This window comes from Methanoregula formicica SMSP, from assembly GCF_000327485.1.
GTDB classification, from domain to species: Archaea; Halobacteriota; Methanomicrobia; order Methanomicrobiales; family Methanospirillaceae; genus Methanoregula; species Methanoregula formicica.
On record NC_019943.1, the window covers coordinates 1,204,857 to 1,230,062 of the forward strand.

Genomic DNA, 25,206 nt, shown 5'->3' on the forward strand with positions numbered 1-25,206 from the left:
CGTAATGCTCGATGGAATAAACAATGCAAAACAATCCGCTAAAAATTGAATTCAATCGATTGAAAGTGTTATTAACAGCGGAAGCGGAAAAAATCAAAAACCCGGAAAACAGGAATAAATTCGCTCGCTCCATTTGTCAATTAGTATTAAAGGAATTCTGGTCGGACACTTGCACGAAGAATGGTTGTAACTGGAAGATATGCGAGTCATTTGTTCAGTTTGATAAACCAGAATCAACAGGTGAGTCGGAAGCCTGTGATGTTGGATCTATCCTAGCTCAACTTCCATTTTCTGAGAGCAGTTATCTTATCGGCACATTATATACCGCTTTATTACCTCAAGAAACTCAAGCGGATTTTGGTGCATATTATACTCCGCCCGCACTTGTCGATCGCTTAGTCGGTATGGTGACTGACCAAGGGTTTGATTGGAAAAATGGTACGGTAATGGATTTGTCCTGCGGTGGTGGTGCGTTTCTCTCCCCAGTTGCTCTTCGGATGTTAGAGTCGTATTCTGTGAAAGATCGGGGTAATCCTTCCCGCATCCTCGAGTTGATCTCCAAGAGGTTGCAGGGATTTGAAATTGATCCTTTTGCAGCATGGATGTCGCAGGTTCTTGTAGAGATTGTTTTGTTAGAAATCTGCATCAATGCATCTACTCGACTTCCTATTATTGTGAATGTATGCGATACGCTCGAAACATTGCCAAATAATGGAGAAGAAGTCGATCTCGTAATTGGGAATCCACCATATCGGAAGATTACACTTCCTCCGCATCAGAGAAGAATATTTTCCCGTTCGCTTTATGGACACGCAAACTTGTATGGTGTTTTTACTGACATCGCAATCCGTTGGACGAAGCCAGCTGGACTTATTGCTTATGTAACCCCAACTTCATTCCTTGGTGGGCAATACTTCAAATCCCTTCGTGCCCTCCTTTCCCAATATGCTCCACCAGTGCTAATGGATTTTATTTCTGATAGAAAAGGCGTTTTTGAGGATGTCCTTCAGGAAACAATGCTTGTGGTGTACAAGCGTACAGAAAATGAAAAAGAAATCTCCCGCGATCAGTGGGTTACCGTTCATGATCTAAAATCAAATGGTCCTGAAAAACCTGTGGTGAGTGAAAGAATTGGCACATTTTTATTGCCAAATGGTGGTGAGGAGCCATGGATCATACCGAAAGCACCAGATCAGGTTAAACTTATTGATAACCTCAAACGGATGCGGAATAGAATCGTCCACTTTGGATTTGAAGTCAATACTGGCCCGCTTGTTTGGAACCGACATAAAAATCAGATGAGTACTGAAAAACAGGAGGGAAATTATCCTCTTATTTGGGCTGAATCCATCCATCCAGATGGACGGTTCTTGTTTAGCGCGAAGAAACGAAATCATCGGCCATACTTAACGCTAAAGAGGAATCAAGAGTTTCTAGTAACGAAAAAACCATGTATCCTTATTCAACGAACCACTGCGAAGGAGCAGAAAAAACGGATTGTTGCTACAACACTCCCAAAGGAATTTCTCCATATGCATGGTGGAGTAGTAATTGAAAATCATGTGAATATTATCAAGCAGACGAAGAGTCCTTCCCTAGCCTCGCTTGAAACATTGGCTGTTTTATTGAATTCAAAAATGATAGACAAAATTTTTCGTCTGATTAACGGAAGTGTTGCGGTTTCGGCTTTTGAATTAAAAGCATTGCCATTACCAAACAAATCTGACATTAGACATCTCGAACAATTAATCCAAAGTGGCGTTTCGAATAGTGAGATTGAATTAGCTATAAAAATGATGTACGAGCGATAGCATCATGTCTGATATACAATCACCATCTTTACCGTCATTACCTTCGATAGATGTGATCAATCAAAGGCTTCCTTTAATTTTCCCGATGGATACTGAACACCGAAGCCAAATTATTGGGAAAATGGCGGTTAGGACAATTTTTGTAATGTTTTATATTGGTGCAATAGAGGGAAGAAATGAATGGTTTCAACCGGCACACGTGCTCAATATGGATGATGCACGAGCATCAAGAACAAATGAAGAATCTCGTCGATCATGGGCCAAAAGGCGAGAATTTTCATCAGATCGGAGCCTTCATAAATGGTATGCTGACACCACAAAAGAATCAGTTCGAAAACAAGTGATCCTCTTCGGTCTAATCCCATTAGGAGCAGCAGTCAAAATCGATCTCGGCCAAGAAAATGAGCCGCGATATGCATTAGCACATGATTTTTCTATATTATTTGATCAGGACCTTTCTGGAGAAGAGTTAACAAGAAAAATTTCTGAATGGCAACGGTCACATCTTACAAGAGCTGCATTGGGAGCGACCGCTTTAAGGGGATCGGATTCTGGTACTCGCCTTAAGGTCAAGATCCCAAACCACCAAATAATTAGTGAGATGAAATTACCTCCGGGCAAGAGTTCTCTCATTATCAAAGAAGTAATTGAAAAATTTTCAGAGAATTTTCTTCATGAACCTCATGTAATCGCTATTAGTACTTCTGAAGCACCATTTCAGCCTATTGATGATCAAGTTATCCAAATTCTCAATTTAGATTTTTCAAGCGTTGTGCAGAAAAAAATTTTACCAGATATTATCCTGTGGGATAAATACCTAGATCACGGTCGTTCTGAGAATTTATTAATATTCATCGAAGTTGTTGCGTCAACAGGATCGATGATTCAAGAAAGAAAAGAGAATATAATGGCCTTTTTACGAACCAGAGAATATAATGCTAAAGTTGCATTCGGGACAGCATTTCTGAGCAGAACCGATGAGGCTTACAATAAAAAGAATATTGCTGAAATATCTTGGGGATCTTTTGTTTGGTTTGCTGCCGAACCCACGAATATCGTTATACTAAACCAAATGGATGCTGAAAACAATAAAAAATTGTCAGATCTAATCCTCTGATATTTTACGAGTCCCACGCGCAAAACGCCTCGCGGGTTTTCGAAGAACGCTTATGCGTTCTTCTCGTGTCTCGACTCTGATGAGTCTCGACATTGCGCTACGCACTTACCTGTACGAGAATCTGCGTACAGTCTCTTGCCCAGCGAGGGGACGAGAGAATCGACCGTCACATCAGTGAGGGTCGATTGGAGAAGGCGAAGCCTTCGATTGGAGGGGGGGCATCGCATCAGATCTAATTAAGACGGGATCAAATCGAATTCAAAAAAAATTTCATTAATTTTCAATCCACGTATCCAGCGAAACCTTCGGCTTCTTCGGGAGAACATATCGTACCGGCTTCACCAGTTTCTGAACGTCACCTTTCTCAACAGCCGATGAAAGCCATGCCCGCATCTGTTTTACTTCAACATTGAAGCATTCGGCAAGTTCCTTCTCGGTCTTGGGTGTCGCGAGTTGCTTCTCAATGCAGGGCCAGACAATGGGGAAGAGATCGTTGGGTTTCTGCCCAATGTTTATCTCTTGGGAAATTTTCTGAGTGCTGCTTGGGATCTCAACGGGCCCTGCTGCAATTTCATGCGGGACCGGAGTTTCTTCCGATGTCGAATACGTGCTCGTGAGGTCGCATACGATGCAGGGCTTGCCCACCATGGCCTGTGAGTTTTTAAGAATGGTCAGAAATACATCGGGATCCGTAAAGGAATCCGACCGGATGGCGGTCGCTCCTCGCTCGATTAACCGGTAGTTTCCCTCGGGAACATCCACATCCTCTCTCACGAACAGCGGCACCCACTTATTCTTCAGGTTCTCCGTGGCACCTGCCCAGGTCCCGCCTTCATTATAGGAGGAGGCAATCACAAGGGTCCAGTCGCTCAGGCAGTACACGAATTTGTTCCGGGCCATCGCGTTACCGACACTGAACGGGGTCTTTGGATCGTTCGATGTCACGAGCACCAGCCGCTGGTCCCGGAGAGCCTGACGGTATTTGCCGTTTAACGACATTTTCAGGAGGCTGTCCGCGATAAACCCGATGACCTGTCCCCCCTCCTCAAGCACCGTCTGCATCGCTTCGGAGTCGACACCCCGGGCTCCCCCGGAAATCAACGGAATCCGGTTCTGGACGCAGAGACGACCGATCTTGTGCGTGGCAAGTTTTGCCCGTTCACTGATATCCCGCGACCCGACGACCGCAAGGCCGCCTTTCGATAACAGTTGGGGATTCCCGGCACCAAATAATAACGGCGGGGCTTTGTTCGGAAGACGTTCAGTCAATCGTCGGGGATAATGTTTATCGGTTGGAGAAAGGATCCAGATCCCCTTATTGTTCCAGTCTTCGACCGCAAGGGCAAGTGCCCCGCCCCGGTTTAGTAATTCCGGTAATCGCTTTGCATCGAACCGGGAAATTTTACTGTAGCGATCGACAACTTCAGAATCAAAAAGGTCCGGCAGAGTCTTTGATTCGTTTCTCAGCCACTGGCATAATGAAAAATATTCCGCAGCATTCAGTGGGGTTTTTGACGATTCGTTCTGTCCGAATCTCCCGCACAGCAGGAACGTTACCTGCGTATCCGGTGTTATCGAATCCGGTATCATAGGACATCCTTGCCTTGCGTATCTGTCAGAGCACAGGGATAGACCGGGCCGCTTCCGGCAGATTGCAGCATGGCCGAAAGAATCGTAAATGTCCACCGGGAATCGACCATATCGTCAATTAAGAGGACCGGGCCTTCCATGACAGAGTCCTGATCGATCTCAAAGGCGCCGTCAAGATTGGATACCTGCATAAAGCTGTTTTTCATCATCTTCTGCGGTTGGGTTTCCTTGATTTTCCGGATACAGTCCACGAATGGGATTTTGAGCGTCACGGCGAGTGCCATCGAGAAATTTTTTACGAGAGTCTTTTTCCTGAGTGACGGGACACAGGTTATCCATGTCGGCATGGGATTGGGTTTCCACTGGTTAACGATCAGATCACGCATTGCATCTACAAGTTTATTATCGAAATGATTTGCGTGTTTTCCGGCTTTGACAACTTCTCCCCAGCCCCCGTCACCCCATGAAGAGAGTGCCCGCCCGGGGTTTGCCCGGAGTTCCTCAGGAATATGCCCATGCCATTTTTCCGTTGAGAATGAAAGCCCTGGCGGCCATTGACGACGCGGGGAGATGACATGCTGGTTCGAATAAAGGAACCGTCGCGCTCTTGCTACCACTTCCTCCGATGGTTCCTCAGGAAGCAATGCATGGCCGATACAAACCGAACATTTGCCGCAGGGTATTGCTTTGGGATCTTCCAGATCCCGCTGGAGGAATTCCATCAGGCAGGAACGGCTCCGCACATAATCGTTAATCCTGCCCCACTCTGCGCGACGGAGAGATGTCAGTCGTTGTATTTTTTCCTTATTTATGGTGTAAGCGGCAGCGGTTGCACGATAGCGGGGACCGTCTTTCACGATCGGAGACGGGCTCTCGATGGAAATAATTTTGAAAACATTTTCGATCTGCGACTGCGAAAGATTGGTACGTGCTTCTATCATGGGGACGGATAACCCCTCGGGAGTTTTTTCCAGCTCCTCAAGGATCGTGGTAACGTGATCTTCCCGGGGAAACGCGGTTTTGATAAAATATTCAACGATATCCTGATCCTCTTCGCCCGCGAGTAAAATTCCGTATGCACAAGGAAGCGACCGGCCGGCCCGACCCACCTGCTGGTAATAGGTAACCACCGACATCGGCCTTTGGTAATGGATAACAAACCCGAGATCCGGTTTATCGAAACCCATGCCAAGTGCACTGGTAGCGACAAGCACTTTGATCTTATTATCGAGAAGATCCTGCTCCATCTCCTCTCGCAACGATGGATCGGATTCGCCGGAATACGCACGGGAATCAATTCCCTGCGACTGCAACCACCGGGCAACGCGGTCCGAATCCTTCACCGTCATGGTGTAAATGATCCCGCTCCCTGGCATCTTTGGGACATTTTCTGCCAGCCATGCGAGGCGTATGGCGCGCGAGGGTATGACGATATTCTGAAGACTAAGAGATGCCCGGCCGAGCGGCCCCCGGAACACCCCTAAACGTTCCCCGATTTGGGCACGGATATCTTTGATAACCCTGTCATTTGCCGTGGCTGTCGTGGCAAGAAGAGGAATATTTTCCGGGAGCACCCGAAGAATCCGGAGAATCCGTTGATAATCCGGACGAAAGTCATGACCCCAGTCGCTGATGCAATGGGCTTCGTCAATAACAAAAAGACCCAAGGTCCGGGCGAGAGGTATTAGCTTTTCACGGAATTCCTCGTTGGATAACCGTTCCGGAGAAATAATAAGAATATCGATCTTCCCTGCTTCGAGATCGTGATATATATGATCCCATTCTTCATGATTGCTCGAATTGATTGTTCTTGCCGCCAGACCTATTCGCTCCGCTGCTAAGATCTGGTTCCGCATCAACGCAAGTAACGGAGAAATAAGCAGCGTGGGGCCGGTGCCCCGGTCGCGCAGCAGTTTCGTTGCGATAAAATATACAATGCTTTTTCCCCAACCGGTGCGCTGGACCACAAGAAGGTGAGCATTCTCATTCACCAGCTGGTCAATTATCTCCCACTGCCCGGCCCGGAATTCTGCATGGGGATCCTGTAATGCCGTTCTGAGAAGATCAAGAGATTTTTGGTTTAATGAGGTACTCATGTCAATTTCTCCGGTATGGGATTTCCGGCAACTTTTTCCCTACGATCGATTACGGAGATCCAATTGATGACGCGGGCAAATACCGGATATCATGACAAATTTTTATTTTATGATTTCATTAACCTCCTGTTATATTATGTGGTGTGCACCGGGAAAGTATCACAAATGCGTTCGCTCTCCTTCATTTGCATGCTAAAATTTTTCTGGAAAATTTTCTCTGTCCGGAAAAATTTTTCCACATATTTTTCAAACATTTTTCCGGAATATTTATCGATCTCACGATAACAACCCTGAAAAAATTAAATGGTTCTGCTACAAAAAATCCATATCCCCTGTGAGATTTGGGCGTCATCTCAAACCCGTCGAATTGGACAGGATTAAAAAATTATAATCCCACCTGCGGATTTCCCAGTTCCCCTTTGTCACGCTCGTTCTCTCAAAACTATTGCAATACCACCGGAATAAAAAATTAGTAAATCGAAAAATCTCTCTCGCATTTCAAATATTTCATTTCCAAAAAAATTTCCGGAAAAAATTTCTCAAAAGTTTTTCCATTTAAGAAAAAATTTTAAAAATTTCCGTCTCGTAACAATCACAAAAAATCTCCGCCCCGCCCGTTCAGTTACTCGTTATTCCGCCTGCGAGCACCGCCTCCAGGAACCCCCTTTTTCAGGATCTGGTACATACCCAATCCGGCTCCTGTACGGGCTCCGATGTACTACTTTTCCTGAACGGAGCCCTATAAGGCCCCGGATCGGGATCCGCCGACCCCCTGTTTGATGCGATCCACCTGGAGGTATTTCCAAAACAGGAGGTCCGGGCGATCTCTCCGTCGGAAGCCCGTTTCACCGACGGAGACCTCATAGTCTTGAGGGGCTCTTTGGAACCTGAAATCCCTGAAATGCAATCTCCCCGCAAATCGTTTTGTTTTCGAATCGGAGCCCATTTTGGAAAACCGCTTTTTGGAAGATCGCATTTTTTTGCGAATTACGATACACAGTTTTCGAAATGCCTCCGAAATGTCGTTCATTCCCCCAACAGAAGTCATAATGGGCTCGAAAAAATGTCAATATAGTCGCTCTGGTACAAAGGATCGCTGTTTTTTCTGGACATGAGCCCATGAAATGAAAAGAACCCCCCTTTTCCGGCCCCCTCTTACGACGGAGTGGGATATCCCACCGTCGAAGAAACCTGCGGTTTCGGTCGAAGACCTATGGTCTTCTCCTGATCCAGGTCATACGACCTTCATCATTCTCCACCTCCAGATCTGAAGACCTGTCGGACGTCGAAGAAACCTGATGCTTCCCTACTCCCTCCTCGCCTTCTGGATCTCCTTTCCGAGTTTCGCAATCCCTTTCCAGCGTTTTCTCTCAGAACGGACAAGGCCGATCTCCGCTTTGTCCTGCTCGAATGCAAGCTCGCGGCTGAGCCGGTGGAAATTCTCGAGCCGGGCCGCGGAGAGTTTCCCGGCCTTCACGGCTTCCTGCACGGCACAGCCCGGTTCCCGCTCGTGCCGGCAGTCTGAAAACCGGCAGCGCTCCGCCAGCTCCCGGATGTCAGGGAACGCGTCACTCAAACCGGTCGAAGCGGTCCCGATGCCCACTTCGCGGATCCCGGGATTATCGATCATGAGCGCACCGCTGTTCAGGACAAAGAGCTGGCGAACGGTTGTTGTGTGCCGGCCTTTCCCGTCATCCTCGCGGATACCCGATGTTTTCTGCGTTTCGCATCCGAGGAGCCGGTTGATCAGGGTGGACTTGCCGACACCCGATGAACCGATAAGCACGATCGTCTGGCCGGGCCTGAGATACGGGTCGAGCAAACCGATCCCCTCACCGCTCATGGCACTCACGGGAATGACCGGAATACCGGACGAGACCGGAATAATTGTTCCGGTCAGCGAAGCAGGATCATCTGCAAGATCGGATTTGTTGATGACGATCACCGGCCGGGCCCCGGATGCGTGGACAATCGCGAGATACCGTTCGATCCGGCGGGCGTTCAGCTCAGGGCCGGCTGCGGTCACGATAAAGACCGTGTCGATGTTTGCCGCAATGACCTGGTCCGTTCCCTCCCGCCCGGAGGCTCCCCGGGTGAACACCGTCGTTTGCGGGAGGATTGCAACGATCGTTATGGATCCGGCCTCCGGCTGGTGGAGCAGCACGACAAAATCCCCCACGGCCGGAAACCGTCCGAGTTTTTTTAAGGCTCCGGAGATCCCGGCCATGACCGGCCCGCTTCCGGTAAAAACTTCCCAGACGGTCTTCTGCCGGCACGCAACGCGCCCCGGGATGTACGGTCCCGAAAATTTTCTGAATGCTTCCTTGTGTTCTTCTGTCCAGCCAAGCTGTTCCAGGGTATAAGGATGCGGCTCTCCGCATCCGGGAATGGATGGGTTCATAAAAAAACCTGAACGTTTGTATTGACAGGTGATTGTTTGCGGTCCAAGTGCTTTGTGGTCACGTTCTCCAGATGCGATTCTGAGATTACAAATCCCTCTGCCGTGCGGTAAGTGACGTTTCAGCCTGTTCGAAAAAGAGAGAAATGAAAATTATTTCCCGGTTCCTTTCTCGTGCGCGACAATGGCTGCGATCTCCACCTGCAACAGTGGAATCTTATTGACAATAATATCCCAGAGGATCTCCAGATCAACACCGAAATACCCATGAATGAGCGTGTCCCGGAACCCGGCAATCGATTTCCAGTCAGTATTTGGGTACCGTGCTTTCAGATCAGGGCTTAGGTGGTTTGTTGCCTCACCAACAATCTCAAAGTTACGGACAACTGCATCGATCCGCATCCGGTCATTTTTGAACTCCTCGAATGTCATGGTGCCAACATAGGACCGGTATTTCCTGCCGCCTCAGTAATGTCATTGAGGTACCGCAGTTGCGACCTAGGCATACACGACTTCCTGCAGGATTGGTTCGCGGATCAGCGGTTTGAGCGCTGCATCCGTCACCAGATCAACTTTTCTTTGAAATAGATCTTCAAGATAGAATTTTGTTCCCATGAAATTGTCAAACGTCTTTTTCCCTTCCTGGAAAGTAACAAGGATGTCAACATCGCTATCAAGTCGCTCCTCTCTACGTGAGAATGACCCGAAGATCCCAATCTTCGCTACACTAAACCGCTTCTTAAGTTCCGGTTCATGCTCGCGGAGGAGTGAGAGCGCATCCATGATCTCTGTTGGTGAGTTGTTGGTCTGTTCTTATTATTAATCCATTGACGGGCTAGGCCGCCCTCTGCTGCCCTGCTCCCTCTATCTCCCCCTTCTTCAGCATGTGCTTGTACCACACGAACCACGGGTTGTCGATGAACCCGATGATGTTCTTGATCACGATCTGGCCGAGCATCAGCGGGAGGATTGGGAGCACGCCCAGGAACGCGATGGTCACAAAGATGATCGAGTCGAGCGTGAGGCTGACGGCATCGCTCACGCTGGACCGGAGCCAGACGTACGGGTTGAGCATCGTGTGGTGCCGGAACGCAAGCTCGCGATGTAAAAATCTCTGCTTCAGCGCAGAGAAAATATGGGCATCGATGGTGGAGCAGACAAGGAACGCGATCCAGCTGGCGAGCGTGATCCGGATGCTCATGGAGAAAATGTCCTGCCAGGCCGCTTCGTGTGTGAAGACCGCTGCGGGCGTAAGCGAGTTCACCATCAGGAAAAAGATCACGAGCAGCACCTGGCTGACGAAAACGATGGCGATCGCGGCATGGGTCATCGCCTTGCCGTACACTTCATTGATCATGTCGATGACCTGCGCGATGAACGGGTAGAGCAGGACGGAGGCAGGGGCGGTGAAAACATAGATGCCGAGATCGAAGTCCACGACCCGTGCCGCAATGACCTGGGACGCGGCAAGGTACACAACGTAAAACCCGGTCAGGGCCGCAAAGCCGTACTGCGGGTAGCGCCGGACAATCCGGACCGAGGCGTAGGTCACGAGGGTGAGGCTGAGCAGCCAGCAGATCCAGACAAGCATTCCCGGGAATTTGTCGCGCGAAGTAATGGAATTTGCGGCAGGGCTAGCAGCGTGCTTACCCCGCCAGTGCCAGCCATCCCCAGTACACCAGCACCTGCAGCACCGTGAGCGGTACCCCGACCTTCATAAATTCAAAAAATGTCAGGGGCACTCCCTGCTTCTCCGCGTTCTGGATGATGATGACATTGCTTGCCGCCCCGAGGATCGTGAGGTTGCCGGCAATCGTACTCCCCGCTGCAAGCGCCATGAGCTGGGCCGTGCCGGCACCGGCTTCCGTCACGAGCGGCTGGAAGAGCGCAACGAACGGGACATTGGAGATGAACTGGCTGAAGACAATGCTTGTCCCGAGCAGCGCCGGGATGGACGCGAGCATCCCGCCGCTGACAAGCGACTGGAAGAACCCGGTCTGCCAGACACTCTCCATGAGGACGAACATCGCGGCAAAGAAGACGAGCGTGCACCAGTCGATCGATTTCACGATCTCAACGCGGCGGTGCGAGAAGAGTATGATGGGAAGTGCTGCGCCGATCGCGATCAGCGGGAGAGTCACGAGCATGGAGCCGGTGACGAGCGATGCGGTGATGTTGATGGCCGCAAGCAGCAGGATAATCGCAAGCGAGACTTTCGAGAGGAGCATCAGCTTGTCATCGCAGGCCGGGACCGGAAGTTCAGCGAACGTGCATTGGGCGAATTCACCGCGATATATCCACCGCAGCACGCCCCACGAGAGTGAGAGACAGATGAGCGTCGGGATGACAAGCCAGACCGCGAACGTGACAAACGGCGAGGTTATGCCGGCGTTCAGCGCAACGAGCAGGTTCTGCGGGTTGCCGATCGGGCTCATGACGCTGCCGGTCGTGATGGCGATGGCAAGCGCGAGGAGCAGGAGTTTTGGCGAGATCTTCCGGGACGCGGCAAGCCCGAGCACGAGCGGCGTGCCGATCACAGCGAGCGTGTCGTTCATCAGGAGCGCCGAGAGGATGCCCATGCCAAAGAGGATGAAGAGCACGACTTGGTCCGGGTTTTTCGCCCGGGCAAAAAAGCGGTGGGCAATGCAGGAGAGGTACCCGCTTGCCACCATCGCCTCGCCGACTACGAACATGCCGAACAGGAAGAGCATCACGCTGGGGTCGATGGCGAAGAGTGCATCGGCCGGGGAGATCTGGCCGGTGACGAGAACCGCAACGGCGCCACCGAGCATGATCTGCCAGATCTTGAGATTGAACCGGCCGACCTGCCTGATTGCGATGAGCAGGAAGACTGCGGCAAGGACGAGGATGGGGAGGTATGTTGTCATACTCGCTTACTGCCGGTGTTCCACCTTCCAGTGCAGCAATATCCCGTCCTCGATCCTCCGTGCCTCAAGGAGCACAAGCCGGCAGAACTCGGACTCCTTCACAAACCCCGGCCCGTCGGCGAGCGTGGGCGCATCCTTCCCCCCGATGATGATGTTGCCGACAAACGTGTAGATCTCATCCACGAGCCCGGCCGTGACCAGGCCGGCAATGAGCGTTCCCCCGCCTTCGACCATCACCCGCCGGATCTTCATCCGGCCGAGTTCCTCCAGCATCTCTGCAAGGTCAACGCGGTCATTCCCGGTGACAATGACGGTTGCGAACTTCTCCAGCTCGCGGACTTTTGCCGGGTCCGCCCGTTTCGAGATCGCGATGACCCGCTTCCCCTCTTCCTTGTGCAGGATCTTTGCATCCGGAGGGGTGCGGGCGTGGCTGTCCACAACGATCCGGACCGGGTGAAGGCTCGTCCCCCGGGCGAGCCGGTTGTTCCGGCATTCCTCGGACTTCACGGTCAGGGACGGGTTGTCGGCAAGTACGGTGCCGATACCGACCATCACCGCGTCACTGCCGGCCTTGAGCCGGTCCACCCGGTTGAAGTCCTGCGCCCCGGAGATCTTCACCTGCCGGCGCTCGCGGGTGGAGAGTTTGCCGTCGGCACTCATTGCTGTGTTGACGATCACGTAGGGGCGCATAGTCTATCGAAGGTTACCCGGCCAGTTATATCAAACCACTGATCCCGTTACGGATGCCGGGCACTGCCCGGCTTTCGTGCTGATGTGGAGGATTCTCCCTGAGACCGGTGAGCCGTTGCAGAGGAGCCGCCTCTTCCCAACTATTTGGAGTGTTAGCCCTGCCTGCAATCTTCAAATAACAAGAGAACCAAAATGGCATCAGGTATGAAGGAGACAGAGGTCTGGATCGGACCGCACGGCACACAGAAAACCGATCTCATCCGGCTGGTCATCATCCTCTCCCTCACGATCCTGTGCATTGCCACGTCCGTAGTCTCCTTCTCATCCGGCATTCTTGGCATCATCACCTCCCAGCTCTTTTTCATCCCCATCATCTATGCCGCGTCTGTCTCCCCTAAAAAAGGGGTCTATGTTGCAACAGCATGCGCCTTCGCGTACCAGACCATCGGCTATTTCTATAGCTACCCCGATTCCGTAGCCCTTGTCAGCATCACAGCAGAGGCGATCCTCTTCATTGTCATCGCCGCCATCATCGCGTATTTCATCGAACGGATCCATGCCGGGGAACTCAAGTATCGCACGGTCTTCGAGAACTCCCAGCTTGGGATCATCCTCTTTGATGCCGCGGACTTCTCGATAAAGCAGAGCAACGAAAAGTTTGCCACCATGCTCAATTACACGGTGGATGAAGTAGTTGCAAAGTCCCTGCTCGACATTTTCCTCTCGCCCCGGGAGAAGAGCCGGTTCCTTGAGCGGATTGGAAAGGAGATGACGACTGCCGATTTCGAGACACGTTTCGCCGCAAAGGACGGTTCATCCTGCTGGGTCAACCTCTCGTGGGGGCAGATCGGCGATGGAACTGTCAGCTGCTCGGTCGTCAACATCAATGCACGGAAGCTTGCCGAGAAACTCAACAACGACAACATGATGAAATACCGGCAGCTCACGGAAGGCTCCCCGACAAGCATCCTCATCATCCAGAACGGGTACATCCGGTTTGCCAATCCCTCGTTTGTCGCATTCGTGGGTTATTCTCCCGCGGAGATCACCGGAAAGAGCCTTACGGCGTTTATCGAGCCCGGCGATCTCGACGCATTCAATGAATTTTCCGCAAAGTGGGTACAGAAATTCCCGACAAAGTATGCAAAGGAGTTCCGCTTCCTGACAAAGACCGGGGAGACGCGGGTTGGCTCACTGTTCACGAACCAGGTCGTGCACATGGGCAACCCTGCCACCCTCATCAACATCGTCGACATAACGGAAAAACAGCGCCTTGAAGACCAGATCCACAAGGACAACGAGCGGCGGAGGGGAGTCATCGTGACCGTTGCCCACGAGCTGCGGACACCGCTCCAGCCGATCCTCGGGTACCTCAACCTTCTGCTTTCCGATGCCGAGGGGTTCGGGATCAAGGAAGACACAAAGAAAATCCTCGAGCGCTGCCTTGTCAGTGTTGACCGGGAGCGGCAGATCATCAACCAGATGCTTGACCTTTCCGTTCTCGAGAGCGGGAAATTCCACCTGACCCCCTCCACGTTCCCCCTTGCCCCGCTGGTGAGGAAGGTGCTGGATGCCGGGGGATATGCGACCAAGGCCGAGCTCACGGTCGACATCGAGGACTCGATCCAGGTCATTGGTGACAAGGACCGGCTCTTCTCGGTGCTTGACGCGCTCCTCTCCAATGCGGTCAATTTTTCCAAGCCCCCGCGGAAGATCGGGATCTTCTATCGCTCGCCGGTCGGAGACCGGCAGCATCATATCTCGATCCGGGACAATGGCGTCGGCATCCCGCAGGACCAGTTCAGTTCGATCTTCGAACCGTTCCAGCTGGCAGATGGCACCGTCCTCTCGCGGAAGTACGAGCGCCTCGGCCTGTCCCTCTCGATTGCCCGGAGGATTGTGCAGATGCATGGCGGGAGCATCTCTGTCGAGAGCGTGGTGAATGCCGGCAGCACCTTCACCATTCACCTGCCCAAGGAGGAAATACACCATGATGCGTAAGATTATGCTTGTTGAGGATGACCAGCCCATTCTCGATATGATGGACATCCTGCTGCGCAGGATCGGCTACGAGCCGGTGCTCGTGCCGGATGTACTGGATGCGCTGGAACGCGTGAAAAGCGATCCGCCGGCCCTCATCCTGCTCGACATCATGATGACGCCGATGAACGGCTGGGAGTTTTTAGAGAAACTCCGGACCGAGTACAATATCCGCGAACTGCCCGTGATCCTCTTCACCGCATCCCCTTCGGTGGAAGAGCGGCTCGCCCTGATGAAGGACCCCTACCTCGGGGTGCTCCAGAAACCGGTCTCCATCCCGGAACTGAAGGCCGGCCTCGAAAAGTTCCTCGGGAAACCGGAATGATCCCTCCCGCCGGCTCCGTCGGGATGTGCATTTCCGGGAAAAAATCTGTTACTCTGAAATCTGTTACTCTGGTGTGTTTTCGGGTGCTGATCCTGTTCCAGCGTCCATTGCTTTTTTGATCTCTTCCGAGACCGTATGGCCTGCCCGGTTGATCTCCGCTGAAAGATCATGGATCTGGGTTTCCAGGCCCAGTTTGTGGTGTTCCCTCTTGATTTTCTTCATCTCGTTGCCAAGTTCTTCGGACAGCTCCCTGGGGATCGCCAGTTCTGTTCTCAAATCTCTCGTCCGGGGCATAAAAATGATTCTTTTTCCCGCCCGTCCCCGAACCAAAAAAAATAGTGGCGCAGACTGTCGCCCATACTCCCCCGGGTATTACAAAACCTGAGGCTCGCCCCGCCGGAAGAGGGGGCGGATCTCCGCTGCCACCTGGTCCGTGCAGAAGACCAGGAGGGCATCGCCGGCAGCGAGGACTTCTGTGTCATTGGCGACCGTCATCATGGTGTTGTTCCGCCGCAGGCCATAGTCTGCGACACCATGCCGCTCCTTTAAGCCCAGGTCGCGGATTGCCCTGCCCTCCGCAGAGGAACCGGGCTCAACCGTGAGGACGTGGATGCGCAGCGAGAGGAGGACGGTGTCCATCCCCGTGGAAGGTGGCGCCGCGTCCCCGTTCTTGATGAACTTGGCATAGCCCCAGTTCTGGATCTTGCTGACAATCTTTGCAATCTCGGTGTCCGGCAGCCGGTATTTTTTCAGTGCACGGGTGAAGATCTCGCGGGCGGCCTCGAACTCTTCCGAGATGACCTCGTCGGCGCCAAGGTCCAGCAGGTACTGGGCGTGGCGGACATGCTCGGTGCGGGCGATGATGTAAATATCCGGTGACATGCGGCGGGCACGGTGGACGATCCGGGGAACCGCCTCCTGGTCCGAGACCGCGACAACGAGCGTCCGTGCATCGCGGATGCCGGCATGCTCCAGCACCTCCTCCTGGGCGGCATCGCCGAAGATGAAGTACGGCTTCCGCGCCGCTCTCTCGCGCCTGATGATCTCCGGCTTCATCTCGATGACCATGTAGGGGATACCGGTGATCTCCGCTGCACGGGCAACGCTCTTTCCCGTGATGCCATAGCCGGCAATGACCATATGGTCTTTCGGGATAGACAGGGCGGGTTCGTTCTCCTGGGCAAACGGTGCCTCAATCTTCGCCCGGTAGGGGGCGACCCGGTACCAGAAGTCAGTGAACCGGGGCGCAGCGCTCATCATGAACGGCGTCAGCGCCATGGAAAGGATGGCTGAGGCGAGGAAGAGCTGGTAGACCTTATCCGGGATGAACCCGGACGAGAGGCCGGTCTGGGCCAGGACGAACGAGAACTCCCCGACCTGGCAGAGGGCAAAGCCGGTGAAGATGCAGATCCGGGCCGGCATGCCGAGCGCTGCGGCGGCAAACGCCCCGGTCAGGATCTTGATGCCGATGATGAGCGTGACGATGACAAGGATGAGGAGGACAAAGGACGTGTCCGAGAGGATCGCGCCCGTGTTGAGGAGCATGCCGATCGAGAGGAAGAAGATGCTGGCAAAGACATCGCGGAAGGGGATGATGTGGCTGAGCGCGTCGATATTGTAATCGGACTCGCCGATGATGAGGCCGGCAACGAATGCCCCGAGCGTGTAGGAGAGGCCGGCCTGGTTCGTGAGCCAGGCAACGATGATGCAGATGGCGGCAATCGTGATGAAGAAGAGCTCGCGGCTCCGCTGGGAGGCGACCCGGAACAGGAGGCCGGGGATGACCCAGCGGGCGAGGATGACGATCATGACCAGGATGACGATGACCTTGACAATCTCAAGCGGCAGGTCGTTTAAGTCCATGCCTTCGCTTCCCATGAAGACCGGCAGGATGAGCATCATCGGGATGATGGCAAGGTCCTGGAAGAGCAGGATCCCAAAGAGCGTGCGCCCCTGCAGGGTATCCACCTCGCGGCGCTCCTGGAGGATCTTCATGACGATGGCCGTGCTGGAGAGCGAGATGATGAACCCGAAGACGAGCGCCGAAGTGAACGGGACGTGGAGGGCATGCGTGACAAGGGTGACGGCGACAATGGTTGTTACGATCTGCAACAGCCCGCCGATGACAACCGTCCGCCAGGATTTCAGGAGTTTCTCGAACGAGAACTCAAGGCCGATCGTGAAGAGCAGAAGGATGATGCCGATCTCGCCGACAGTCTCGACTGCTGCCTGGTCGGAGATGATCCGGAAACCGTACGGGCCGGCGAGCATGCCGATGATGAGGAACCCCACGATGCTCGGGAGCCGGAACATCTGGCCGATATAAAGCAGGAGGATGGCGATGATCCCGATGCTGACAAGGCCGAGCATGAACTCCATTACGCAGTCCTCCCCGTTTCCGGTATGTCCGAAGAATCGTTTGTCGGGAATAGTATGTGAAATGGTAGGATGTATGAGCTCATGGTGATCGTAGGGATGCTCCTCTGCACAGGGCGTATGCTCCTTGTGCGCGAATCGGGAAAAGAATAGTGCCCCAGGCCTGATTTGAACAGGCGACAACCAGATCTTCAGTCTGGCGCTCTCCCGGGCTGAGCTACTAGGGCAGGGATACAAATGTTGTTCCTGTTGACTAATAAATGATCTGTTCCCCGTTGCTCCATGACCCGCGCCCCGGGCGTTTATTTTTATAGGCCCAAAGGAGAGTAATAACCCATGGCATCGCCGAACCGCAGCGAAGACTCCGGCCTTACAAACGCGATAAAGAGCCGCGCAGGACATGTTGTCCACGTAACGCACAATGATCTCGATGCGGTGGGTGCAGACGCGGTGCACCGGATGAAGTTCGGGAATGAGGGAGTCTTTACTATCTGGTGTTCGGTGGGAAAGTTCGCCGCGCTCTTCTCGCTGGTCGCCTCCTGCGACGGGAAGGGCGACCTGCTCTCCATCTCCGATCTCGGGTTCCACCCGGACGCGGAGTCCATTGCGGTTAAGGCGAAGAAGAACGGATGGGTCGTGGAGTGGCGCGACCACCACCGCTGGCGGGAGGAGGAGATCGAGAAGATCGGGCGTGCGGTCTCCCTCCTCCGGGTCGACACGTCGACCTGTGGCACGGGGATCGTTGCCCGCGATCTCATGCCCGGCGATCCGGTTGCAGCCGAAGTTGCCCGGGTTGTCTGCGATTACGATCTCTGGAAGCATGCCGATCCCCGTTCGGCCGTGCTCGGGCAGGTGCTCCAGCGAAAGGAGAACCGTGACCATGTCCGCAACTGCCTGATCAACGGGATCTTCACGGACGAGCAGATCGAGCGCGAGTACGCGGATATCAGAAACGAGATGGAGTCGATGATGAAGCACAGCCTGCGGCAGGCAACGTTCACCGGGACGAAATACCGGATCGCCTTTGCGCCGCTGTACGGGTATCCGAGCGAGACCGCCCATTTCATCCGCGACGAGAAGAAGACCGAGATCGAGGTGATCATCGGAAAGGACGGTAAGTTTTCGATCCGGTCGGTCCCGCCGATCAGCCACCTCATTGCCCGCGAGTTCGGGGGCGGCGGGCACCCGAGCGCTGCCGGCGGTTCGTTCCATTTCACGGTCGTGGAGCGCTTCACCTGGTGGCTCTTCAAGAAGAGCCGGCACTTCGATGAACTGGTAAAAGTTGCCGAGAAGTTCTGATCTTCCCGTCTTCCGCTTCATGGGTGCAGAACCTGAGACGACGCGGTGATTAATATCACTCCGGCCATCCGCTGTTTTTATCATCCCCCTTGTCCAAGGGAATCTTATGAAGAAATTCATCCTTCCCATCACCCTCATCTGCCTCATGACTCTCGTAGTCGTGCCGGCGCAGGCATTCACCATGCATTCGCTTTCCATCGACCTTGATCCGGCCGGCACTGCACAGGTTGACCTGAACTACGAGCTCACGTTCCTCGAACAGGGGGCGGTCTTCTTCAAGATCGCCGACCCAGCAAGCGAACTCCAGAAAGCCTTTGACACCGGATCTGCGGGCAGGGTAACCGTGATCTCGGCAACCTCTTCGTCCGCCCGTGTCCTCGTGCCCGCGTTTGCTTCGGTCTCGACAAAAGACGGCGTAACAGTCATGACAACACCGGCCGTCTCATTCGAGCGTGCCGAGAAGGTTTTGAAGAACTACTGGTTTGCGCCGCTCGTTGCCGCGGATTTCTCTCCCTCGGTGACTACGGTCACATTCCCTGACGGGCAGCGGGAATATTTCTACAACCAGGTCAGCATCCCGTCCGTGAAGCATGTGATGAGCGGGTAAAATTTTTCTTTCTTGTTCTGAAGAAACCCTATTTGTAAAGATGGGGGCTGATGCTCCCATACCCCTGATTGCGATGCCTGCCGCCGCCGACTCGAAGAACCTGATGGCTCTTCTCGATTTCGTAACGCGCTATGATGCGAAGCAGCATAGAAAGCTGATGAAAATCCCGGGGATTTTCATGCCCGCAGAATAATTTCTTAAATGGGTAAAAAACCTGGTTGATATTCGATAATTCTGGAACTATCGCACGTACACCGACCGCTCAACAACACCCTTCCAGTACGCGTCGCACTCATCCGTGCAATATCCTGCGCCGACAATCTGGTCCGGGTCGAAGTGGGTCCGGGCGAGTCTGATTGCGCTGTCGTCCGGGTCGAGCAGGAAGATCTTCCTGACCGTATACTCGTTCATGAGATCGAAGAGTGTCTCCAGCCGGCCTTGCGTGATTGCAGCCTGCTGCTGGTGTTCGAGGATATCCGCAAGGGTTTCGCGGTCCGGTCCGGGAGAGAAAAAGAAGACCTTCTGGCCGGCAAGCGCGATAAGTTCCGGGTCGTTCGCCTGCTCACAGATCAGGACGTGACCAAAAACTCCCGTGTCCCGCATGGCCCGCATCAGCGTGCGGTAGATCCCGCAGATCGCATCGTTCCACTCATCGGCATCGCCGTAATACGCGTCCTGTATGCCGAGTGCATGCGGCGCGGGCATGGCGCACCACGCGTCCTTCTTCTGTACCACGATTGCTGCCGCGTCCTCGATGATGTCGGGCGTATCGGCATGCAGTTCCCCGGTTGCCCGGTTTTCCGCGATCCCCTCGATGCACTCGCGGATACGGTCCGCGTAGAATCTTCCCCCGGCGCAGGGCGTCCCGATCCCTGCCGGGAGCTGGGGTGCAAGGGACTGGTCGAGGCGGTACGTGATGAGGTCAGCAAGCCTGCCCCGGTGCTCTGCGATCCAGTCGGCGAGCACCGCACGGTCCGGGACCGGGGGTTCTGCACCGAATGCCCGCGTAGGGAGGTCCAGCTGTTTTGCCATCTACAGATCTTATTACGCAGAACCATCTAAAACATAGTGATGAATCAAACGCCGCTGCTCGTCACCTGCGGGCTGCCGTATACCAACGGCCCCTGCCATCTTGGCCACCTGCGAACATACGTACCTGCCGATGCGTATGTCCGCTACATGCGGCGGGCAGGCGAGGAGGTCGTCTTCGTCTGCGGTTCGGACAATCACGGGACCCCGATCGTCGTTTCTGCCGAGGAGGCCGGTACAACGCCCCGTGCGCTCTCGGAAAAATACCACAAGCACTTCGACGAGACGTTCAAGCGGATGGGTGTCGTCTTCGACCGGTTCGGCATGACCGACGACCCGGCCAACCACCACCGGACGCAGGACATTGTCACGCGGCTCCAGGAGAACGGCTACATCTACAAGCAGGTCGTCCACCAGGCCTACTGCACGAAGTGCAAGCGGTTCCTGCCCGACCGGTACGTGGAGGGGGTCTGCCCCCACTGCGGCAAGCCGGCCCGGGGCGACGAGTGCGACCAGGGATGCGGCAAGCACCTGGAGCCCGGCGAGATCAAGGACCCGGTCTGCAAGGTCTGCGGCACGAAGGCGGAGTTCCGGGACCAGGAACATTTCTTTTTCAAACTCTCGGAGTTCCGGGACTTCCTCCTCCCGCATCTCGACCAGCTCCGGGGCACGACCAATGCGAAGAACTATGCCATCGGCTGGATCAAGGACGAACTCCATGACTGGTGCATCACGCGGACGCTTGACTGGGGCGTGAAGTTCCCGGGCCGCGACGACCTCGTGGTCTATGTCTGGGTCGATGCCCCGATCGGCTACATCGCGTTCACCGAGGAATGGGCGAAGGCGAACAATAAAGACTGGAAGCGGTACTGGTGCGGGGACAACCGCGTCACACACTTCATTGGCGGCGACATCATCTACCACCACGCGATCTTCTGGCCCGCCCTCCTGAAGGGTGCGGGGTACGGGGTGCCGCACGCGGTTGTTGCAAGCGGGATGGTCAAAGTCGACGACCACAAGTTCTCGAAGTCCCGGGGCTACGTGGTCTGGACCAACGACGACTATCTCGACAAGGGCCTGCCGGTCGATTACCTCCGGTACTACCTCCTCTCGTACACGAGCCACACCAAGGAGCTGAACTTTGCCTGGCCGCTCTTTGCGGAGCGGATCAATAACGAGGTTGTCAATATCTTCGGCAACTTCGTGTACCGGACGCTCTACTTTGCCCAGAAAGAGTTCGAAGGTATTCCCGCGGGAGATGTCGACCCGGCGATCATGGCCGAGATTGAAAAGACACTCGCGAATGTTGACCAGCTGATGCGGGACTACGAGTTCAAGGGAGCGGTCGATGCGGTGATGGGCCTTGCCGCGTTCGGGAACACCTACATCCAGACGAACGCCCCGTGGAAACTGGTCAAGACCGACCGGGCTGCGGCAGCGCAGGTGATCAAGAACGCCTGCCAGATCGTCAAAGCCCTCGCGCTCCTCATCCAGCCGGTGATGCCGGAGGCGGCGGAGCGGTGCTGGAAGGAGCTCGGGTTCTATGACGAGGTGGCAAAACACCCGGTCAGCGATGCGCTGCACGCGGTACCCGAGGCCTGCCTCAAGCCCCCGACCCCCCTCTTTGTGAAGATGGAAGAGGCGCAGGTGAAGGAGCTTGACGCGCTCCTCCAGAAACGCGTTGCCGATGCGAACAAGAAAGCGGAGAAGATCCCCGTGGTAACTTTCGAAGAATTCCAGAAACTCGACCTGCGGACCGGAAAAGTCCTGTCCGCTGAGCCCGTGCCGAAGTCGAACAAGCTCTTAAAACTGATGGTGGATATCGGGAGCGAGAAGCGCCAGATCGTTGCGGGCATGCAGCAGTTCTACAAGCCCGAGGAGATTGTCGGGATGGACGTTGTCGTGGTCACGAACCTTGCCCCCGCGAAGATCTTCGGGGTCGAGAGCAACGGCATGGTGCTCGCTGCCGGGGACGCGGCCTCGCTGCTCGTGCCGCTGAAGCCGGTCGAGCCGGGCACGAAGATCCGGTAACTGTTTTTCTTTTTCCTTTTTTTAAGAAGAGGAGTGGACTGTGCCGGGCTGGTCTCCCGGCACAGCGGTATGGAACAATGACTGAACCGTCCCGTGTGCAAAGGACAGTTACATCAGGGTGCTGGTGAAAGTGAGGAGTCACGGTGGCGCGAAACAATCGTGGTCGTGCGCCAGTTCTCGCTCGGTGCGATCTCCCGGATCCATCCCATTGCCGGCATCCGGTGCGGTCGTGCACGGGTGCCGGCCGGGGATCCTTCCCGGGCATTCTGGTGTGCGGGAGGAAGGTGTGTGCCCGGGGCCGGGTTGTCTTGTGAGGTCATGGCATGGTCTCCTGGCTTTTTGCCACAGGACGCTTGCTGGTGTCCTGAAGGCAGTAAGCCCGCTGGTGGTCTGTGCTATCCGGGACATGTACGGAAGGCCACCGGGGAGAGGGTGCCGGGGAAAGTGTGCCGGCAGCCGTTCTCCCGCAGACCTCCACGACAGGTCTTGCCGGATACGAGTGCTTCTTTGCCTGCATGGGGCAAACGAAACACTCTGATCAGAACATCGGGTGCTGCTGCACATATATTGGTAAAATAGCGAAGGTGCGCTGATCAAACCGCGCGGTTATACCAAAGAACGCGGAGATCGGGCCGCTTATACCACGGATCCTGCCCGGCCCACCGGGGTGCAGGGCCAGGGAGGTCTTCACTCCCATATCTGCCGGCTGGTGACAAACGACTGCCTGCACTTGGCGTAGAACTGCTGGTGGCACTCCTCGGCAGGCCAGAATGTCGTGGCGGGGAGGATCTCCGTCCTGATGGGCCGGTCTCCGTACCGCCTTTCTGCCGCCAGCCGGTCGCGGGAGGCTGTTGCTGCCGCTCTCTGTTCTTCGTCATGGTAAAAGATCACGGACCGGTACTGCGGGCCGGAATAATCCCCCTGCCCGCCTTCCTGCGTCGGGTTGTGCATCTCCCAGAACGCATCGAGGAGCGCCTCGTAGGAGATAACCGCCGGATCAAAGACAACGCCCACTGCCTCCGCGTGGCCGGTGGTGCCCGCGGCAACCTGCTCGTAGGTGGGTTCCGGGACAGTGCCCCCGGTATAGCCCACGACCGTTTCCAGTACCCCGTCGAGGTTCCGGAATGCGGCCTCGACATCCCAGAAGCAGCCGGCGGCAAACGTGGCTTTCCGGTACACCGGGTCACCTGTCATGGATCAATCGTTGGTGTCAGGGATTTTTGGGTGTTGCGATAGGATGCGAAAAAGCGTCCCTCTCACTTCCGCAGGGTCATCTGCTTTGCCGTGAGGAGCCAGTGGAGCTCCCCGGACGGGCGCTGGGTGAAGGAGACGTCGCGGATCTTTGCGAGCCCTCCCTTGGTCATCGCGATCCCCGCATCTTCGGTTCCCGAGATGATCCTGCTGATGAGCGAGGAGAGGAGCGGCTCGTGGCCTACGAGAAGAATGGCAGAGGGTTTCCCATGACGGCTGATCTCGTGGCAGACGGCATCCGGTTCGCCGCCCGGCACAAGCACATTCCATGATGCCGGCTTCTTCTTGTATTTCAGGACGCCGGCAATGATCGCGGCAGTTTCCTGCGCCCGGGCAAGCGGGCTTGCAGCGATGAGATCGAACTCCAGATCCTGCGCGGCCAAAAAGAGCCCGACGCCGAGGATCTCTTCGGAGCCCTTCTTTGTCAGCCGGCGCGCAGCATCGCCACCTTCTGGTGTGTTCTCCTCCGCTTTCCCGTGCCGCAGAATATAGATATCCACATCCTGTCTGGTGTGCTGTCAGGGGATAAGCATTATGAAAAAAAGATGCCCGTTTCCGAAAGTTACGAATCCCTCTTCCGGCAGCAGAGAACGATGAGAACCAGGCTGACTGCAGCAAGGGCAGTAACGGTTTCAAACCCGGGGACTGTTTTCCGGGTGGAGAGCCCGGTGACAAATTCCGAGGTCGAGCCGGCAGCAATCTCTGTTGAGGTCTCGAAGTCCTGGTACCCGTCCAGGACAAGCCGGATCTTGTGCGGCCCGGGAGAGAGCCCGGGGATGGTTGCCGGGCTGATGCCTTTCATCTGCCCGTCAATGAACACGAGCGCACCGGGCGGGGTTGTCGTGATCGAGAGGGAACCGGTTGTTGCCGCTGCCGGCTGTGGTGCGGGGGTGCCCGGGGTCTCCTGTACTGCTGTAGCGGGAACTGACGGGGAATCTGTTGCCGGAATGGACGATTGCCGGGCAAGGGATGCGATGACCTGCGGGGAATCCGCGGTAACGGTCACTTCCCGGACCACGTCCTCGTATCCCTCAAGCCTCAGTGTCACGGTATGCCGGCCATTGGACACGGCTTTGAGGGTGACGGGAGTAATCCCCCGCAGGGTGTTGTCCAGGAAGACGTTTGCCCCCTCCGGTTCCGAAGTGATGACAATCTGGCCGTACTCCGGGGTTGGCGTGGGGGTGGGTTTGCCGATGAGGTGCCTGATCTCCGTAACTGACGATGTGATCACCCTGCTCCGCGCATCCAGTTCCTGCACCGTGATAAGGGGGAGCTCTGTCCCCTCAGGAGTAGCCGCAGGGACCTGGCCTTTCAGCGCGATATCGACAACGACTTCCTCGTTTGCAGGATAAGAGAGCTCGTATCCCCCGATGGTCAGGATCTTCCCACGATCGGCAGGCCGGGTGTTCTCTACGCCGCCTATGATTACCGTATAGACCCAGACCGGGTCGTCGAGCGTTGTCACGAACTGGAGGTCGTCAAAGGCGGAGAACGGGGTGCCCGAGGCAACATACACCTTCGTGGTCACGTTCACGGAATCACCGGGATTGAGGATGGTGGGATCCACGGTCGTTGAGGAGACAGAGAACGCCGTCACGCAGGGGACGAGGAGGAGCAGGACAAGAAATGCGCCCCATTTCAGGCAAGAAGTATGCATA

Annotated in this window: 25 protein-coding genes and 1 tRNA gene; 8 read left to right on the forward strand and 18 right to left on the reverse strand. The window is 54.9% G+C overall.

Annotated elements, in window-relative coordinates; all coding sequences use genetic code 11:
- Positions 1 to 23: 23 nt before the first annotated feature.
- Both METFOR_RS06185 and METFOR_RS06190 read left to right on the forward strand, forming a co-directional pair.
- Complete coding sequence (locus METFOR_RS06185; RefSeq protein WP_015285252.1) at positions 24 to 1,811, forward strand: HsdM family class I SAM-dependent methyltransferase; 1,788 nt, start codon at positions 24 to 26, stop codon at positions 1,809 to 1,811.
- Positions 1,812 to 1,815: 4 nt separating this feature from the next.
- On the forward strand, positions 1,816 to 2,928 hold the full coding sequence (locus METFOR_RS06190) for a BsuBI/PstI family type II restriction endonuclease (RefSeq protein WP_015285253.1): 1,113 nt from the start codon (positions 1,816 to 1,818) through the stop codon (positions 2,926 to 2,928).
- A 273-nt stretch (positions 2,929 to 3,201) separates the two neighbouring features.
- Here METFOR_RS06190 and METFOR_RS06195 read toward each other — a convergent pair whose 3' ends face one another.
- The 9 genes from METFOR_RS06195 to METFOR_RS06235 form a co-directional block, all read right to left on the reverse strand.
- Positions 3,202 to 4,518, reverse strand: a complete 1,317-nt coding sequence (locus METFOR_RS06195; RefSeq protein ID WP_015285254.1) for a DNA-processing protein DprA — start codon at positions 4,516 to 4,518, stop codon at positions 3,202 to 3,204.
- A complete protein-coding gene (locus METFOR_RS06200) occupies positions 4,515 to 6,614 on the reverse strand; it encodes a RecQ family ATP-dependent DNA helicase (RefSeq protein WP_015285255.1) in 2,100 nt (699 codons plus the stop codon). The genes METFOR_RS06195 and METFOR_RS06200 overlap by 4 nt, the downstream gene beginning before the upstream one ends.
- 181 nt (positions 6,615 to 6,795) lie before the next feature.
- The gene (locus tag METFOR_RS15535) at positions 6,796 to 6,966 is read right to left on the reverse strand and encodes a hypothetical protein (RefSeq protein ID WP_158491356.1); all 171 of its coding nucleotides are present in this window, start codon (positions 6,964 to 6,966) and stop codon (positions 6,796 to 6,798) included.
- A 954-nt stretch (positions 6,967 to 7,920) separates the two neighbouring features.
- Entirely contained in the window at positions 7,921 to 9,015 is a 1,095-nt protein-coding gene (gene rsgA / locus METFOR_RS06210; protein WP_015285257.1) for a ribosome small subunit-dependent GTPase A, read from the reverse strand.
- Between the two features lie 150 nt (positions 9,016 to 9,165).
- Positions 9,166 to 9,444 (reverse strand): HepT-like ribonuclease domain-containing protein, encoded by a 279-nt coding sequence (locus METFOR_RS06215; protein WP_015285258.1) that lies wholly within the window; start codon positions 9,442 to 9,444, stop codon positions 9,166 to 9,168.
- 66 nt (positions 9,445 to 9,510) lie between these two features.
- Positions 9,511 to 9,795 carry a nucleotidyltransferase family protein gene (locus METFOR_RS06220; protein WP_015285259.1) on the reverse strand — a complete coding sequence of 95 codons (285 nt, stop codon included), beginning with the start codon at positions 9,793 to 9,795 and terminating at the stop codon, positions 9,511 to 9,513.
- Positions 9,796 to 9,847: 52 nt separating this feature from the next.
- On the reverse strand, positions 9,848 to 10,603 hold the full coding sequence (locus tag METFOR_RS06225) for a queuosine precursor transporter (RefSeq protein WP_015285260.1): 756 nt from the start codon (positions 10,601 to 10,603) through the stop codon (positions 9,848 to 9,850).
- Between the two features lie 55 nt (positions 10,604 to 10,658).
- Positions 10,659 to 11,900: an ArsB/NhaD family transporter gene (locus METFOR_RS06230; protein ID WP_015285261.1), complete on the reverse strand. Its 1,242-nt coding sequence runs from the start codon at positions 11,898 to 11,900 to the stop codon at positions 10,659 to 10,661.
- Positions 11,901 to 11,906: 6 nt separating this feature from the next.
- The gene (locus METFOR_RS06235) at positions 11,907 to 12,590 is read right to left on the reverse strand and encodes a 2,5-diamino-6-(ribosylamino)-4(3H)-pyrimidinone 5'-phosphate reductase (protein WP_015285262.1); all 684 of its coding nucleotides are present in this window, start codon (positions 12,588 to 12,590) and stop codon (positions 11,907 to 11,909) included.
- Between the two features lie 204 nt (positions 12,591 to 12,794).
- Between METFOR_RS06235 and METFOR_RS06240 the strand changes: the two genes are divergently transcribed.
- Positions 12,795 to 14,591, forward strand: a complete 1,797-nt coding sequence (locus METFOR_RS06240) for a PAS domain-containing sensor histidine kinase (RefSeq protein WP_048111210.1) — start codon at positions 12,795 to 12,797, stop codon at positions 14,589 to 14,591.
- Complete coding sequence (locus METFOR_RS06245; RefSeq protein ID WP_015285264.1) at positions 14,581 to 14,955, forward strand: response regulator; 375 nt, start codon at positions 14,581 to 14,583, stop codon at positions 14,953 to 14,955. The genes METFOR_RS06240 and METFOR_RS06245 overlap by 11 nt, the downstream gene beginning before the upstream one ends.
- Before the next feature lie 63 nt (positions 14,956 to 15,018).
- Here METFOR_RS06245 and METFOR_RS06250 read toward each other — a convergent pair whose 3' ends face one another.
- From METFOR_RS06250 to METFOR_RS06260, 3 genes are all read right to left on the reverse strand, one after another.
- Complete coding sequence (locus METFOR_RS06250) at positions 15,019 to 15,231, reverse strand: hypothetical protein (protein ID WP_015285265.1); 213 nt, start codon at positions 15,229 to 15,231, stop codon at positions 15,019 to 15,021.
- A gap of 96 nt (positions 15,232 to 15,327) precedes the next feature.
- Positions 15,328 to 17,334: a cation:proton antiporter domain-containing protein gene (locus METFOR_RS06255; RefSeq protein WP_015285266.1), complete on the reverse strand. Its 2,007-nt coding sequence runs from the start codon at positions 17,332 to 17,334 to the stop codon at positions 15,328 to 15,330.
- A gap of 150 nt (positions 17,335 to 17,484) precedes the next feature.
- Positions 17,485 to 17,558, reverse strand: a tRNA-Phe gene (locus tag METFOR_RS06260).
- Positions 17,559 to 17,667: 109 nt separating this feature from the next.
- Between METFOR_RS06260 and METFOR_RS06265 the strand changes: the two genes are divergently transcribed.
- The 3 genes from METFOR_RS06265 (at position 17,668) to METFOR_RS15540 (ending at position 19,430) form a co-directional block, all read left to right on the forward strand.
- Positions 17,668 to 18,630 carry a DHH family phosphoesterase gene (locus METFOR_RS06265; RefSeq protein WP_015285267.1) on the forward strand — a complete coding sequence of 321 codons (963 nt, stop codon included), beginning with the start codon at positions 17,668 to 17,670 and terminating at the stop codon, positions 18,628 to 18,630.
- Positions 18,631 to 18,736: 106 nt separating this feature from the next.
- The gene (locus tag METFOR_RS06270; protein WP_015285268.1) at positions 18,737 to 19,237 is read left to right on the forward strand and encodes a hypothetical protein; all 501 of its coding nucleotides are present in this window, start codon (positions 18,737 to 18,739) and stop codon (positions 19,235 to 19,237) included.
- Positions 19,238 to 19,277: 40 nt separating this feature from the next.
- The gene (locus METFOR_RS15540) at positions 19,278 to 19,430 is read left to right on the forward strand and encodes a hypothetical protein (RefSeq protein ID WP_015285269.1); all 153 of its coding nucleotides are present in this window, start codon (positions 19,278 to 19,280) and stop codon (positions 19,428 to 19,430) included.
- A gap of 47 nt (positions 19,431 to 19,477) precedes the next feature.
- Here the strand turns inward: METFOR_RS15540 and METFOR_RS06275 are convergent, their stop codons facing one another.
- Positions 19,478 to 20,269, reverse strand: coding sequence for a hypothetical protein (locus tag METFOR_RS06275; RefSeq protein WP_015285270.1), 792 nt, complete (start codon positions 20,267 to 20,269; stop codon positions 19,478 to 19,480).
- A gap of 39 nt (positions 20,270 to 20,308) precedes the next feature.
- On the opposite strand from METFOR_RS06275, the gene metG reads away from it, so the two are divergent.
- Positions 20,309 to 22,297 (forward strand): methionine--tRNA ligase, encoded by a 1,989-nt coding sequence (metG, locus tag METFOR_RS06280; protein WP_015285271.1) that lies wholly within the window; start codon positions 20,309 to 20,311, stop codon positions 22,295 to 22,297.
- A 113-nt stretch (positions 22,298 to 22,410) separates the two neighbouring features.
- Here the strand turns inward: metG and METFOR_RS06285 are convergent, their stop codons facing one another.
- The 5 genes from METFOR_RS06285 to METFOR_RS06300 form a co-directional block, all read right to left on the reverse strand.
- Entirely contained in the window at positions 22,411 to 22,617 is a 207-nt protein-coding gene (locus METFOR_RS06285; RefSeq protein ID WP_015285272.1) for a hypothetical protein, read from the reverse strand.
- Positions 22,614 to 22,814, reverse strand: a complete 201-nt coding sequence (locus tag METFOR_RS15285; protein ID WP_148277613.1) for a hypothetical protein — start codon at positions 22,812 to 22,814, stop codon at positions 22,614 to 22,616. The genes METFOR_RS06285 and METFOR_RS15285 overlap by 4 nt, the downstream gene beginning before the upstream one ends.
- 170 nt (positions 22,815 to 22,984) lie before the next feature.
- Positions 22,985 to 23,491, reverse strand: coding sequence for a peptide-methionine (S)-S-oxide reductase MsrA (msrA, locus tag METFOR_RS06290; protein WP_015285273.1), 507 nt, complete (start codon positions 23,489 to 23,491; stop codon positions 22,985 to 22,987).
- A 62-nt stretch (positions 23,492 to 23,553) separates the two neighbouring features.
- The gene (gene sixA, locus METFOR_RS06295; protein ID WP_015285274.1) at positions 23,554 to 24,048 is read right to left on the reverse strand and encodes a phosphohistidine phosphatase SixA; all 495 of its coding nucleotides are present in this window, start codon (positions 24,046 to 24,048) and stop codon (positions 23,554 to 23,556) included.
- A 62-nt stretch (positions 24,049 to 24,110) separates the two neighbouring features.
- Positions 24,111 to 25,205 carry a PEGA domain-containing protein gene (locus METFOR_RS06300; RefSeq protein ID WP_015285275.1) on the reverse strand — a complete coding sequence of 365 codons (1,095 nt, stop codon included), beginning with the start codon at positions 25,203 to 25,205 and terminating at the stop codon, positions 24,111 to 24,113.
- Between the last annotated feature and the right edge of the window lies 1 nt (position 25,206).